General features: G+C 74.6%; 11 protein-coding genes. 5 read left to right on the top strand and 6 right to left on the bottom strand.

What is annotated here, in order from left to right; translation table 11 throughout:
- Positions 1–36: 36 nt before the first annotated feature.
- Positions 37–1,722 carry an alpha/beta fold hydrolase gene (locus tag JNK12_16020; GenBank protein MBL8777449.1) on the top strand — a complete coding sequence of 562 codons (1,686 nt, stop codon included), beginning with the start codon at positions 37–39 and terminating at the stop codon, positions 1,720–1,722.
- A gap of 110 nt (positions 1,723–1,832) precedes the next feature.
- Here the strand turns inward: JNK12_16020 and JNK12_16015 are convergent, their stop codons facing one another.
- The 3 genes from JNK12_16015 to JNK12_16005 all read right to left on the bottom strand — a co-directional run bounded on the left by JNK12_16015 (position 1,833) and on the right by JNK12_16005 (position 3,936).
- A complete protein-coding gene (locus JNK12_16015) occupies positions 1,833–2,078 on the bottom strand; it encodes a GlsB/YeaQ/YmgE family stress response membrane protein (protein ID MBL8777448.1) in 246 nt (81 codons plus the stop codon).
- An 89-nt stretch (positions 2,079–2,167) separates the two neighbouring features.
- A complete protein-coding gene (locus tag JNK12_16010; protein MBL8777447.1) occupies positions 2,168–3,313 on the bottom strand; it encodes a hypothetical protein in 1,146 nt (381 codons plus the stop codon).
- Entirely contained in the window at positions 3,313–3,936 is a 624-nt protein-coding gene (locus JNK12_16005) for an NAD(P)-binding domain-containing protein (GenBank protein ID MBL8777446.1), read from the bottom strand. The genes JNK12_16010 and JNK12_16005 overlap by 1 nt, the downstream gene beginning before the upstream one ends.
- A 37-nt stretch (positions 3,937–3,973) precedes the next feature.
- Here JNK12_16005 and JNK12_16000 point away from each other — a divergent pair, with 37 nt between their 5' ends.
- From JNK12_16000 to JNK12_15985, 4 genes are all read left to right on the top strand, one after another.
- The gene (locus tag JNK12_16000) at positions 3,974–4,582 is read left to right on the top strand and encodes a TetR/AcrR family transcriptional regulator C-terminal ligand-binding domain-containing protein (protein ID MBL8777445.1); all 609 of its coding nucleotides are present in this window, start codon (positions 3,974–3,976) and stop codon (positions 4,580–4,582) included.
- 23 nt (positions 4,583–4,605) lie between these two features.
- Positions 4,606–5,025, top strand: a complete 420-nt coding sequence (locus tag JNK12_15995; protein ID MBL8777444.1) for a winged helix-turn-helix transcriptional regulator — start codon at positions 4,606–4,608, stop codon at positions 5,023–5,025.
- A gap of 148 nt (positions 5,026–5,173) precedes the next feature.
- Positions 5,174–5,974 (top strand): hypothetical protein, encoded by an 801-nt coding sequence (locus tag JNK12_15990; GenBank protein ID MBL8777443.1) that lies wholly within the window; start codon positions 5,174–5,176, stop codon positions 5,972–5,974.
- A gap of 179 nt (positions 5,975–6,153) precedes the next feature.
- Positions 6,154–7,365, top strand: a complete 1,212-nt coding sequence (locus JNK12_15985) for an amidohydrolase family protein (protein MBL8777442.1) — start codon at positions 6,154–6,156, stop codon at positions 7,363–7,365.
- Between the two features lie 249 nt (positions 7,366–7,614).
- Here the strand turns inward: JNK12_15985 and JNK12_15980 are convergent, their stop codons facing one another.
- From JNK12_15980 to JNK12_15970, 3 genes are all read right to left on the bottom strand, one after another.
- On the bottom strand, positions 7,615–9,291 hold the full coding sequence (locus JNK12_15980; GenBank protein MBL8777441.1) for a DUF222 domain-containing protein: 1,677 nt from the start codon (positions 9,289–9,291) through the stop codon (positions 7,615–7,617).
- A 175-nt stretch (positions 9,292–9,466) separates the two neighbouring features.
- Positions 9,467–9,934, bottom strand: a complete 468-nt coding sequence (locus tag JNK12_15975; protein ID MBL8777440.1) for a PPOX class F420-dependent oxidoreductase — start codon at positions 9,932–9,934, stop codon at positions 9,467–9,469.
- Positions 9,935–10,075: 141 nt separating this feature from the next.
- On the bottom strand, positions 10,076–13,411 hold the full coding sequence (locus tag JNK12_15970; protein MBL8777439.1) for a hypothetical protein: 3,336 nt from the start codon (positions 13,409–13,411) through the stop codon (positions 10,076–10,078).
- Between the last annotated feature and the right edge of the window lie 13 nt (positions 13,412–13,424).

Below are 13,424 nucleotides of genomic sequence, written 5' to 3'. Positions count from 1 at the left end.
CAGCACGCCGGGCCCGAGGGCGCGAGGATCGCCCCCATGGCCACCACCGCCCCGTCCGTGCTCTCCACGCGTTGGGTCGAGACGGAGCTGGTGCCGTCGCCGGTCGAGGTGCGGGTGCTCCGGCCGGGCGGCCCGGCCGGGGACGCCGACGACCTGCCGCTGCTCCTGCTGCTCCACGGCGGCGGGGACTCGGCGTCGTTCCTCGACGGCCTCGCCCCGCTGTTCGACCAGCTGTGGGCGTCGGGTGACCTGCCGCCGCTCGTCGTGGCCACGCCCTCGGCGGGTCGCAGCTTCTACCTCGACCGTGCGGACGGGTCGGAGCGCTGGGAGACCTTCCTCGCCGACGAGCTGCTGCCCTCCCTCGTGGCGAGCACGGGCGCCGGTCGGGGCGGCGCCGCCGTCGCCGTGTGCGGCGTGTCGATGGGTGGGCTCGGGGCGCTCCGCATCGCCTTCCGGCGTCCGCACCGCTTCGTGGCGGTGGCCGCTCTCGAGCCCGCGCTCGAGGAGGCGACCACGTGGCCGGAGGTGGCCCGCCGCGACGTCGTCTACCGGGACGCGAAGCTCCTCGCCTCGCTCTATGGCGACCCCATCGACGAGGGCCACTTCCATGACAACCATCCGCGGGCGTTGGCCGAGCGCAACAGCCATCTGATCGCCGCCTCCGGCCTCGACCTCTACCTCGAGTGCGGCGACGAGGACCTGTTGCACCTCCAGTACGGCGCCGAGGCGCTGCACCGCCAGCTCTTCGACCACGGCGTCGATCACGAGTACCGCAGCGTGCGTCGAGGGAACCATCTGGGTCCCTCGCTCGGGCCCCGCTTCGCCGAGGCCTTCCGGTTCCTGGGTCGGTCGCTGCGAAGGCTCGACGCCGATGGGCCCGCCGCCGCCGCCGCCGTCCCGGCCTGGTTCGCCGACTTCGTGCACGACCAGGAGGCGGTGCGCGGCTACCGCCGGACCGAGGTGGTCGAGGGCCCCGCCGGGCCCATCGAGGTGCGCCTCCAGGGCGAAGGGCCGCTGGTGCTGCTGTTGCCGTCGCTCGGACGGGGCGCGGGCGACTTCGCCGCCCTCGCCGCTCGCCTCGCCCGGGCCGGGTACCTCGTGGCGTCCCCTCAGCCGCGGGGGATCGGCGCCAACACCGGTCCGCTCGACGGGCTGACGCTGGTCGACGTGGCCGACGATGCCGCCGCCGTCATCGATGCGCTCGACGCCGGCCCCGCCACCGTGGCGGGCCACGCCTTCGGGAACCGGGTCGCCCGCATGCTGGCGACCCGTCGCCCTGAGCTGGTCGAGAGCGTCGTGCTCCTCGCGTGTGGCGGCCGGGTGCCGCCCGAGCCGGAGGCGGGCGAGGCGCTGTTCCGGGTGTTCGACGAGTCGCTTCCGCCCGCCGAGCACCTCGAGGCGGTGCGCGCCGCGTTCTTCGCTCCCGGGAACGACCCGGAGGTGTGGGCCGACGGCTGGCACCCGGACGTCGCCGCGGCGCAGTCGGCAGCCACCGGGTCGACGCCCGCCGAGGAGTGGTGGGAGGCGGGCGCCGCCGACGTGCTCATCGTCCAGCCCGCCGACGAACGTGTCGCCGTCCGCGCCAACGCCGACGCGCTGGTCGACGCCATCGGCGACCGCGCCACCCTCGTCACGATCCCCGACGCCGGCCACGCCCTGTTGCCCGAACAGCCCGCGGCGGTGGCGGTCGCCCTGCTGACCTGGTTGGCCCGCCGGCGCTGACCGGCGTCGGCCGGGCGAACGGGCTGGTCGAGGCCGAGGTCCCCGGCACCGGCGCCCGAGACCGCTGAGGTCAGGTGGGCCACCGGAGCGCCGGACCGCTCCGGCCGGGGTCAGGCCGAGCGGCTGGAGATGGCCCGGTCGATGAGCATCAGGATGATGGCGCCGACGATGGAGCCGATGATGCCGCTGGGGCGCAGCTTGAGGCCGTCGCCGGCGATGAGGCTGGCGAGCAGGCCGCCGACGAACGAGCCGAGGAGGCCGTAGCCGATGCGCTTGCCCCACGACTCGGTGCCGGTGATCCAGCCGGCGATCGCGCCGATGACGATGCCGAAGCCGAGGATTCCGAAGATGAGCATCCCGGGAGTCTCCCCTGTGACCGCCCGGTCATGCGACCCGGAGCCGGCTGGGACCGTCCGGGCACGGCGGCGAGGCCTCGGCCGAGCGCTCAGGGACGGGCGCCGTAGGAGTCGTACTCGAGACCGAGGGCCGCCGCCTGCTCCTGCGCCGTCGTCCACTGGTAGGGGCTGATGCCGCCGGCCTCCCAGGGGCCCACGCAGCCGGCGGCCTCGGCGGCCGGCGACTTGGCCACCACGCCGAAGTCGGCGCGCAGCTCCTCGACGGGCCGGTCGGCCAGTTCGAACCAGTCGACGGCCAGGAGATCGACGTCGGGCCGGCCGTCGAGACCGTGGCTGAGGGCGCCACGGCGGAGGGCGTCGGCCAGGCGGACGGCCATGCCGTCCTGGGAGAGCTGCCCGGGGAACGACTCGAAGAGGCCGGCGCCGGTGGCCAGGTACCCGGTCTCGAACAGGCTGACCACCATCGCCAGCAGCGAGAAGCCACGGGGATCGTCGTTGGCGCGGGCGATGAAGGCGAAGACCTCGAGCTCGGACTCGACCCGGGTGCCGTAGTCGCCGAGGACGTGGACGAAGTCGTGCTGGGCGAGGAGGGGCGGCGCCGAGCCGGGCAGGCCCGGGAAGGCGAAGCCGCGGGCCCGGTAGAACTCCCACATGCGCCGCCCGAGCGTCGCCGCCGGAAGGTGCTCGAACGCCGCCCACTGCTCGGCCAGCGCGGGGTCGGCCACCGACTGCTGCCAGGCGTCCTGCAGCTCGGTGCTGGCGTGCAAGGTCGACGCCCGATCGGGCGCCCAGTCCGCGGTGTAGCCGTTGCGCTGGAAGTCGAAGGCGGCGAGGCCGAGCTGACCGGAGGCGAAACGTCGGGCGACGGCGAGCATGCCGTCGTCGACGGAGAGCTCTTCGGCGTAGCGACCGACCCGGTCGGCGACCGCGGTCGGGAGGGGCCGCAGGACGAGGGCGCCGAGGATCATCATCTGGAGGATCCGGGTGCGGAACGCCTCGTCCCGGTCGGCCAACACGGCGCCGACGGCCGCGGGCTCGACCGCACTCCCCGCCGTGTGGGCGACGTCGTGCCCGGTCATCGACGCGAAGGCCGCCTCGATGAGCAGCTGCTGGAGCTCGGTCGGGCCATCGCCCGGGTCGGTGGCGGTGAGGACGGCGTCGAGACAGGCCTGCGCCTCGGCCCGGTCGGGGGGACCGAGGCGGGCGGCGCCGGGGCCCGGCAGCGGCGTGACCATCAGGAGGTGCCGCCGGCGGTGCCGGCGGGTCGACCGAGGACCCCGAACGCGAAGCCGCGACCCCATCCGTTGCGCATGAGGTGGATCCAGAGCCGGGCGTGGTCCTCCACCAGAGCGATGGCCTCGGGGCCACCGAGGTCGACGGCGTCGAAGCCCATGGCCCGGGCGAGGGGGAGCACGACCTCGACGCCGGCCGGGTCGCCGGCGATCGGGAGGAAGGCCGGGGCGCCGTCGACCTCGGCCTGCACGAGGTGCTCCGCGCCGATGGTGTTGAAGGCCTTCACCACCGGCACGTCCCCGGGGAGGAGCGAGCGGGTGTAGGCACCCATCGTGGGGAAGCCGTCGGGCGGCGGCGCACCCACGGCGTTGGTGGCGTCGACCACGACGGTGGGCGACGCCAGCGTGAGGCCGCTGACCGCGTCGGCCACCGCGGCGGCGGGGACGGCCAGGGCCACGAGGTCGGCGCCGACGGCCGCGGCCGCCGGGGTGGCGCGCTCGCCCGCGTCGGCGTGGCGGGGGTCGTCGGGGTCGCGTACTCCGACGATCACGTCGTGCCCGAGGGCACGGGTGGCCTCGGCCAGGTTGCGGCCGACCGAGCCGGCCCCGATCACGGCGATGCGCATGGTCGCTCCTCCATTTACGAGACAGTAGTGTTGCGGAATGGAGTATGCCGTGGCGCAGGGCGACGCGCACCCTCGGAGCCGTGGCCGGCCTCGGGACGGGGCCATCGACGAGGCGGTGCTCGCCGCGACCCTCGACGAGCTCTCGGTGCACGGCTACGACGGCCTCGCCGTGGTCGCCGTGGCCCGGGCGGCGGGTACGACCCGCCAGGCCGTCTACCGCCGGTGGCCGACCAAGGCCGCGTTGGCCGTCGCCGCGATCGCCGCCCTTCCCGAGGCCGCCGACCTGGAGCCCACCGGCGACCACCGCGCCGATCTGCTCGCCGAGCTCGAGGCCTTCCGTCGGGGCGTGCTGCGGCCCGGTGGGGTCTCGATGGTCGGGTCGATGCTGCAGGACGCCGCCGACCCGGAACTGCGAGGGGCCTACCGCGAGCGCATCGTGGCCCCGCGGCGCCGCCGGCTGCGGGCGATCCTCGCGGCAGCCGTCGCCGACGGGACCCTGCCCGAGCGGACCGACCTCGATCTGCTGGTCGCGGGCTGCACGGGCACCTTCTATGCGCTCGCTCTCGCCGGCGAGGTGCCCGGCCGGGACTGGCCCGACCGCATGGTCACCCAGGTGTTCGGGGAACAATCAACGAGAAGTCGTTGAGTACTCAACGATAGGGTGCGGGCATGGACGCCGCCCTCGACACGCTCCTCCACCTCCATCGCACCACGACCCGCCTGGTCCGCGAGGTCGACCGCTCGCTCGGCTCCACCCACGGCCTCGGCCTGTCCGACCTGGCCCTGCTGCTCGAGCTCCAGGCTCACGAGGACGGGCGCATGCAGCGGGTGGCACTGGCCGAGCGCCTCGGCGTCACCCCGTCGGGTGTCGCCCGCCAGCTCGGCCCCCTCGAGCGCATCGGGGTGGTCACCCGTGAGTCCCACCCCAAGGACGCCCGCCTCGCGCTCGCGGTCCTGACCCCGGCCGGTGACACCCTCGCCACCGATGCCGCGGTGACCGCCCGCCGCGCCGCCCAGTCGGCGTTCGACGGGCGCTGGTCCTCCGCCGAGCAGAGCGCCCTGCGCGACCTGCTGACCGGCGGCGGCTGAGCCCTGGCCACCGCCCGGGCGGTCAGCGGTCACGGCGGCACTCGCGTCCACCGCCCGTGGGCACCGGCCCGCCTCCCGGGCTCGAACGGCCGCCCGACCGCACGCGGTCTGGCAGCATGCGGGACCAGCCGACGACGGGAGCCTGGCGATGGGGTGGAGCGAGGACGAGGTGGCGGCTCGCTGCCACGCGAACTGCATCGAGTACGCGCGGGAGGGCGCGCGGCGGGCCGGCGCCGCCGGCGAGTTGCTGGAGGCCGACGGCCTGGTGGTGTACGCCACCGGCTCGGACTTCCCCGTCCTGGCCAACGGGGCGTTCCGGCTCGACCCATCGATCGCCGCCGACGAGGCCGTCGAACGGGCGGACGCCTGGTTCGCCGAGCGGGGACGGGGCTGGTCGCTCGGTACGACGGGGTGGAACGACGGTGACCGGGACCTCATCGACGCCGCCCTCGCCCGGGGCCTCGTCACGGTGACCGACCAGCCCGCGATGGTCTGCACGGAGCGCCTGGCGGACGCGGTGGCGCCCGACGGCATCGAACTGCGCGTCCTCAGGACCGAGGACGATGCCCGGGCGTTCGTGGCGATGGCCGACGCGGCCTACACCTCGCTCGGCCTCCCCGCCGGCGTGATCCCGGCGATGGCGGGCTCGAGCCCGCAGGTGTCGCCACCACACCTGGTGACCCTGGCGGCGTCCGACGGCGACGAGCTCCTGTCGGGCGCGCAGGTCCTCTTCTCCCACGGGATCGCCGGCATCTACTGCGTTGGCACGGCCGAGTCCGCCCGCGGTCGCGGCCTGGCCGAGCTCGTGACCCGGGCCGTGACCAACCTCGGCTTCGACGGCGGCGCGCCCCTCGTGACCTTGCAGGCGTCCTCGATGGGCGAGCCCATCTACCGGCGCATGGGCTACCGCGACCTGTACCGCTACGCCACCCACGCCCGCTTCGTCTGACCCGGCCGGCACCGACCGGTCGACGCCGACCGCTCGGCTCCGGATTCGGGGCCCTCGACCGTGAGGTGGGCCGCACCTAACCTGCAGGTCGAGGGGATGGTCGACGGTCGGCTCGGCGTCGCCGGTGCGCCTTTCTGGCGCGGCCGGCGGCCCTTCGTCCCCATCGGAGGTCGAGCACGGTGCCCTACGCCAGCGGTCGCACGATCCACGACGCCGACGCCCACATCATGGAGACGCCGACGTGGCTGCGTGACCACGCCGACCCCGGCGTCCGGGACCGCATCGAGCCGCTCGCCTACTCCAGCGGCAACGAGCTGCGGCAGACCGGCGACCCCGACGAGCAGCTGCGTGACCTCACCGCCGCCTTCGACCGGATGCGGGCCCAGCACGGCTCCGAGGAGTACCGGCTGGTCGAGGCCGAGGAGATCATGGCCCGCAAGAACTTCGCCGCCACCGGCTCGTGGATCCCCGAGGACCGGCCCCGGGCGCTCGACCTGCTCGGCTTCTCCAGCCAGCTCGTGTTCAACACCTTCCACAACGGGCGGCTGCACGACTGGGAGCACGGCAACGACGCCGAGCTGGCCGTCGGCGCCGCCCGCGCCCACAACCGGGGGATGGTCGAGTTCTGCTCCGTCGACGACCGCTTGTTGCCCACCTGCTACGTCCCGCTGTTCGATCTCGAGCAGGCGCCGGCGCTGGCCGGCGAGGCCATTGCCTTGGGCGCCGGCGCGCTGCTCGTGGCGTCGGGCTGCCCGCCCGGCCACTCGCCGAGCCACGTCGGGCTCGACCCGGTCTGGGCCCAGGCGCAGGAGGCCGGCGTGCCCGTGGTGTTCCACGTCGGCGGCACGGGCGACCTGATCGACCCGGCCTACTTCCGCAACGGGCTGCCGGTACCGCCCGACTTCCACGGCGGCGAGGAGAACTTCCGCTCGGTCGACTACATGGGCATCCCCGGCCCGCCGGCGCAGACCCTGGCCACCCTGATCTTCGACGGCGTGCTCGACCGCTTCCCCGACCTGCGCTTCGGCGTGATCGAGCAGGGCGCCATCTGGGTGCCGAGCTGGCTGCGGCAGATGGAGTCGGCCTTCGACGCGTTCCACCGCCACGAGGAGCGCCTGCAAGCCCTTTCCCTGCGGCCCACCGAGTACGTGCGCCGCCAGGTGCGGTTCACGCCGTACCCCACCGAGGACGTCGGCTGGATCATCGAGCAGAGCGGTCCCGAGCTGCTGCTGTTCTCGTCCGACTTCCCCCACGTCGAAGGCGGCCGCAAGCCCCTCGAGCGCTTCGAGGCCTCGCTCGGCGACGCCTCCGAGGACGTCCGCCGGCGCTTCTACTGCGACAACTTCCTCGACCTCATGGGCACGGCCGGAGCGGCGCTCGCCGCCGCCTGACCGCGGCGGCGCAAGTTCCATAACCGGTGACGCTCACCTGTCGCCGTCGAGTGCCCAACCGAGCGGGGGGAAAGGGACTCGACGGGCGCGCCCGAGCGCGCTGGCGTGACCCGGGTTCTCGCGCAGGAGCGGCGTCTCCACAGGTGGCGATCCTGGTCGGGTGGTTGTCCCGCTCGAAGCTGGGTTGCGGGCAGGCGTGTGCCCGTACGGGTCGCGTCTGGCGGGACAGCCTGGTGGCCTCTGGCCGGGTCAGCCGCCGCCGTCGTCGGGGGCGCGTGGCTCGGGGGGCTGGTCGTCGGGGTGCCATTGGTCGGGAGGCATCGCTCCCTTCATGTGGTTGCCGGTGGAGCACTGGCACCGGCCGTTGCGCTCGCTGGTGGGCCCGCCCCGGCTGCGGGGGACGAGGTGGTCGATGTGGCAATGGCGGCCGGGGACCCGGCAGCCGGGGTCGGTGCAGAAGCGGTCGCGGATGGTGATCGCTTCCCGCAACGGCCCGGTGAACGTGTCGCGGGCCTGGCCGAAGTCGAGGATGTGCCCGTCGGGCCCGAAGACGATGCGCCGGCAGAGCCCGGCGAGTCCGAGGGCGAGGGCCTGGGACGGGGCGATCAGCGTCTCGTCCTCGAGCTCGCACATCGTGTCGGCCCGCAGGGCGCCGAAGTCGGGGCCGAGCGGGTCGGGGGCGCCCCACCAGTCGGGCAGCGGCCGCCGGCACGGAGGTCGGGCGGGCGGCGGCCCGGTGTAGGGCTCTGCGGGGGCGCCGACGGGCGCGGGCGCCGGCGCAGGCGCCGGCGAGGTGGGGCGGCCGGCAGAGGAGCCGGAGTCGCCGTCGTCGGTCCCGTCATCCTCGACGCCGCCGGCGCCGCTCGGGTGGCAGTGACCGTCCGGGCAGGGGGTGGCTGGCTCCGGAGTGCCGGCCGCCCGGTCGAGATCCTCACCCGCGCCCGTGGGGCGGGTGGCGTCGTAGCCGGGGCAGGGAGCGAGGTGGTCGCCGGCGCATCCGGCGGGCCCGGGGTCCCGGTCGGCGGCCGCGGCGTCGGCCTCGGCGAAGAACGTGCGGACCCCCATCATGATGTTGAGGACCCACTTGGGGGGTCGCCCTGGCGTGTCGCAGGTGGCGGACCGCCGGGCCATCTCCACCATGGCGTCGGCGCGTCGCTGCACGGCGGTGCGCCGCAGGTCCGCGGCGGTGGCCCGGTCGCCGACCCTGGCGCGGGCCTCGGCCCAGTCCGCCACGAACATCTCCTTCTCGATCCGGTGGAGCTCCGCGAGGAACTCGGTGCCGCCGATGGCGTCGAGCCACGCGTCGACCCGCACCATGCCCTCCCAGGTGCGTGACGCCGACGCGGCCCGCCGCTCCTCCTGGTCGCGGGCCCGCTTCTCCGCCCGCTCGGGCAGCACGTAGTCGAGCCAACGGTCGACCACGAGGCAGAACTCGTCGAAGTCCATCTCCCGCGCTGCGGCCACGAGCTCACGCTCGGCTTCCGCGAACGCCACCGCGACCTTCGGGGCGTTGGCCCGGGCCAGCACCGCGGCGTGCTCGAACCCGATCGACCCCCGCTCGAAGGCCCGCTCGGTGAGCGGCATCGTCCGGAGCCGGCGGGCCACGAAGCGCTGGTGGTTCACCCGCTTGGGGTCGGCCTTGACCTTGGCCGCCAGCCACGTCGCCACGCTCGGGTGCTGATCGAAGCGGTACTGGCCGGACGCGTCGAACGCCCCCACCAGCGCCACCTTGGCCGCGGTCACCATCCGCTCGATCTGACCCACACCCAACAGGGCCTCGCCCAGCGCCGCTCCCGGCCGCCCCGCCCAGCGGGTGGCCGCCAAACGCTCGGCCGCACGGGTGCAGTCGTCGAGCGCGGCGAACCCGTCGGGGCCACCCGGCCCGTTCGGCCCTTCGACCTCGGCATCCAGCATCAGCACAGCCACGGCACCACTCCCAGGCCGGCGAGCCCTCGGCGGGCGCCGGCGTCACTCGAACAGGTTGTTTCGGGGAAGTGGCAGCCTGTCCTGCGCCCAGAGGCTGCGAGCTGGTGTGGTCACCCTAGCCGAACACCAGTTCGAACGCAAGCGCGCGAGGTGCTCGAACGAGAGGCGAGAGACGTCAGCCGTCGGCGAGGTGGGCGGGGAAGCCGCCGCTGGCGATCGGGCCCCATCGCTCGATGGTGAGGCGCAGCAGGCTCTTGCCTTGGTCGACCATGGCCTGGCGGTACTCGTCCCAGTCCGGGTGCTCGCCGGCGATCGAGCGGTAGTAGTCGACCAGCGGGTCGAGGGCGTCGGGGAGGTCGAGCACCTCGATTGGGCCCCAGAGCTGCACCCACTCGCCGTTCCAGTCGTCGGACAGCACCACCGCCGAGCCCGCGGGCCGGCGCCGGGCATTGGCCACCTTTGCCCGCTCGGGGTAGGTCGAGGTGACGAGCCGTCCGGCCCCGTCGACGCCGGCGCTGACCGGCGACGCCTGCGGCGTCCCGTCGGCGCGGGTCGTGAGCAGGACCACCCGGTGCCGTGCCCGCACGAACTCGAGCAGCTCGTCCCGCTCCACCGTCCGGTTGGTCGCGATCTTGCGGGCCATCGGCCGTTCTCCCCTTGTGTCGATCGTCCTCGGCTCCGGGAACGTGGGTGAGTACGTGGGTGGGGCCCCGGAGGCCCCGACACTGACATGGATCCCGGCGGCCCGCCGCTCGGGACGGGCCTGGTGTCGACGGAGGGTCGTTCAGGCCTCGGGCGGAAGGGACGGCGCGGCGCGTGCCGTGTAGGTGGTGGCGAGTTGGGTGCGGCTCTGGAGGTCGAGCTTCCGCAGGGCGCTGGAGACGTGCGTCTTCACGGTGGCTCGGCCCATCAGCAGGCGCTCGGCGATCGCCGGGTTCGCAAGGCCGTCGGCGACGAGTTCGACGACCCGCAGCTCGGTCGGCGTGAGGCTGTCCCAACCCGCCGTCGGCCGTCCGCGCTCACCCCGTCCCCGGGCAGCCAGCTCGACCGCCGCGGCGAGGTCGCGAGCCTCGCCCTCCGGGAGCGATCCGACGCCGGCGGTCGCCGAGGCGAAGTCGGCCTCCCAGCCGGGGCGGTGCATCACCCCGCGGGCCGCGCGCTGAGCACCCGCGGTGGCGAGCAGGGCGGTCGCGCGGTCGACCCTGTCGGCGTCGAGCTCCAAGAGGGCGACCACCTCGAGGGCGTCGACCGCCCAGTGGTCGGCCCCGAGGCCGGCGAGGGTCACGAGGGCGTCATGGGCGCGGCCCTCGGCGCGCCGGTGCTCGCCCGCACGCCGGTCGAGGACCGCGAGGGTGGTCTCGGCGCGCGCTCGCTCCAGCTCATTGCCGATGCTCTTCGCCTGGGCGGCCATCCGGGCGGCGAACCGGCGTGCTTCGCCGTCGGCGCCGGAGGCCAGATGGGCGAGGGCGAGGACGTCGTCGAGCCAGGACCGGTAGATCGACGCCCATTCGAGATCGGGGTGGTCCCGAACCCGGCCGGCGGCGGCGATGGCCTCGTCGGCGCGGTCCTGGGCCAGCAGGGCGTGGCCGAGGGCGGTGACGAAGAACGGGATGAACTGGAGCTCCTCGTCGCGCAGGTAGCGGTCGATTGCCTCTCGCATCGCGGCTTCCGCCCGATCAGCCTCGCCGGTGAGCGCGTCGATCCAGGCGGTGACCCCGTGGAAGCAGGCGACGACGTTGATGGTGGCGAAGTCGCGGGCCAGGTCGAGGCCGGTGGCGGCGGTGGCCCGGGCGTCGTGCCAGGCGCCGAGTTGGAGCTCGGCGCACACCTGGCGCGCCAGCACGTCGAGGTGCAGGCGGCGAGATCCCGACCGGTCGACGACCGCTCGGACGTCGTCGAGCTGTTGCATGGCATCGAGCGGTCGCCCGGCGAGCACGCTGGCCAGGGCGCCGCTGCAGTCGGCCCAGGCGGCCCAGAGGTCGTCGCCGGCACCTGCGCAGAGCGCTCGGCCTCGGGCGATGATCGGCCGACCCGTGTCGTCGTGCCAGGTCTGGTGCGCGCCGAGCAGGATCAACGCACGACCTTCGAGGCGGGGGTCGCCGGCGGCCTTGGCGGTGGCGATGGCCGCCTCCGTGGCCTCGACGATCCCGTCGTGCTCACCGACGGCCGTGGAAAGGAGGGCGGCGGCCGAGCGGCCGGAGAGCTGGGCCTCGGCCGGGAGGTCGGGGTCGAGCGCCTCGGCACGGGCCAGCCAGTCGAGCGCCTCGCGCAGGTGGCCGCGGTACCACCAGTAGTTGGCGAGGCCCCCGACGATCGCCCAGATGGCGCCGGCGTCGCCGGTCGCCTCGGCGTGTCGCAGGGCGACGCGGACATCGACCAGCCGTCCCTCGGTCTCGGCGATCGCCCGCTGCGGGTCGGGACCGTCGAACGCCGGCTCCATCGCCTCGGCCCAGCGTCGCACCGCCTCCAAGTGGCGAGTGCGCGTGGGGAGGACCTCGCCCGCCTCCACCAGGCGATGCTCCGCGAAGGCTCGGACCGTCTCGAGCATCCGCAGCGAGCCGTCGGGTGCCACCGTCAGGAGGGAACGGTCGACGAGACGACCCACGAGCTCCCGGCCGGACGGGCCCACTCCCTCCTCGACTCCCGACCCGTCGTCGATGCCGACCACGGCCTCGGCGTCACCGATGGTGAAGTCGGACGGGAAGACCGCCAGACGCCGCAACACGACCTGCTCGGGCCCCGTCAGCAGGTCGTGGCTCCACGCCACCGACGCCTCCAGGGTCCGCTGGCGGTCGAGTGCGTCACGCCGCCCGCCGGAGAGCAGGCGGAACCGCTCCGACAGTCCCTCGCAGAGCTCGTCGAGCGACATCGTGCGAGCGCGGGCGGCCGCCAGCTCCAGCGCGAGCGGGATCCCGTCGAGGCGTCGACAGATGGTTGCGAGCGCAGCGGCCTCCCGGGGGTCGAGCGTCGGCGGCCCGGCCGCCCGAGCGAGGCGGTCGACCAGGAACCGGCCGGCGCCGCTGGCGAGGACGGCCTCGACGTCGTCGGTTGCCGGAAGGTCGAGCGAGGGGACGCGCCGGACGACCTCACCGGCGAGGCCGAGGGGCTCACGTGAGGTCGCGAGGACATGGGCGCGAGGGCAGGACCCGAGCAACGCGGTGACGAACCCGGCCACCTCGTCGAGCAGGTGCTCGCAGTTGTCGAGCACCACGAGCACCTGACCGCTCCCGATGGCGCCGAGCACGCGGTCGCGTCGGGTCTGGGTGCTCGTCGGGTGGGTGCCGACGGCCAGGGCCGCGGCCTCGTCGATGGCCTCGTCGCCGGTGGCCGCGCCCAGGTCGATCCACCACACCCCGTCGCCGAACCGGGCCACCGCCGCGCCGGACAGCTCGAGGGCCAGTCGGGTCTTGCCGCACCCGCCGGCGCCGGTGAGGCACACGAGCCGCTCGGTCGCCACCGGCACCGTCAGCTCGACCATCAGCCGTTCGCGACCGATCAGGTCGGTCGCGGCGACCGGCAGGTTGTTGCGCACGCCGTCGATGGTCCGCAGGCGGGCTTCCACCAGCCCGTCACCGCGCACCTCGACGACGCGGAGCGGATGCCCGAGGGCGGGGAGCCGCTGGGCGCCGAGATCGACCAGCTCCACATCGGGCACGGGCGGCGAGGTGATCAGATCGGCGGCCGGTCCGGACACCACCAGCTGGCCGGCGTTGACGGCGGCGAGCAGTTGGCCGGCCCGGAGCAAGGTGAACCCGACGTAATGGCCCGTCTCGTCCCGCTCCACCTCGCCGGCGTGCACGGCCATGCGGGCCCGCAGCGGTGTCGTCGTGGGCCAGGCCTCGGCGGCCAGCGCCCGCTGGGCTTCGACCCCGGCTCGCAGCGCGTCCGACACCCGGGCGAACGCCGAGACGGTGCCGTCTCCGGCTTCCGGTCCGGACGCCGGCACACCGCCGTGACGGGCGACGGCCTCGCCGATGAGCGTGTGGTGACGGACGACGGCGGGTGCCGTGGTGCCGGGGTGGCGTCCCTGGCGGTCCCCGTCGTCGACGAGGTCGGTGACGAGGTCGGTGACGAGGAACGCCACGACCCCGTCCGGGACGGGGTACTCGGCGTCCGACACGTCCCCCATCGTT

It is taken from the genome of Acidimicrobiales bacterium (assembly GCA_016794585.1).
GTDB lineage: Bacteria > Actinomycetota > Acidimicrobiia > Acidimicrobiales > DATDAH01 > JAEUJM01.
This window is presented reverse-complemented; position numbering and strand designations above follow the sequence as displayed.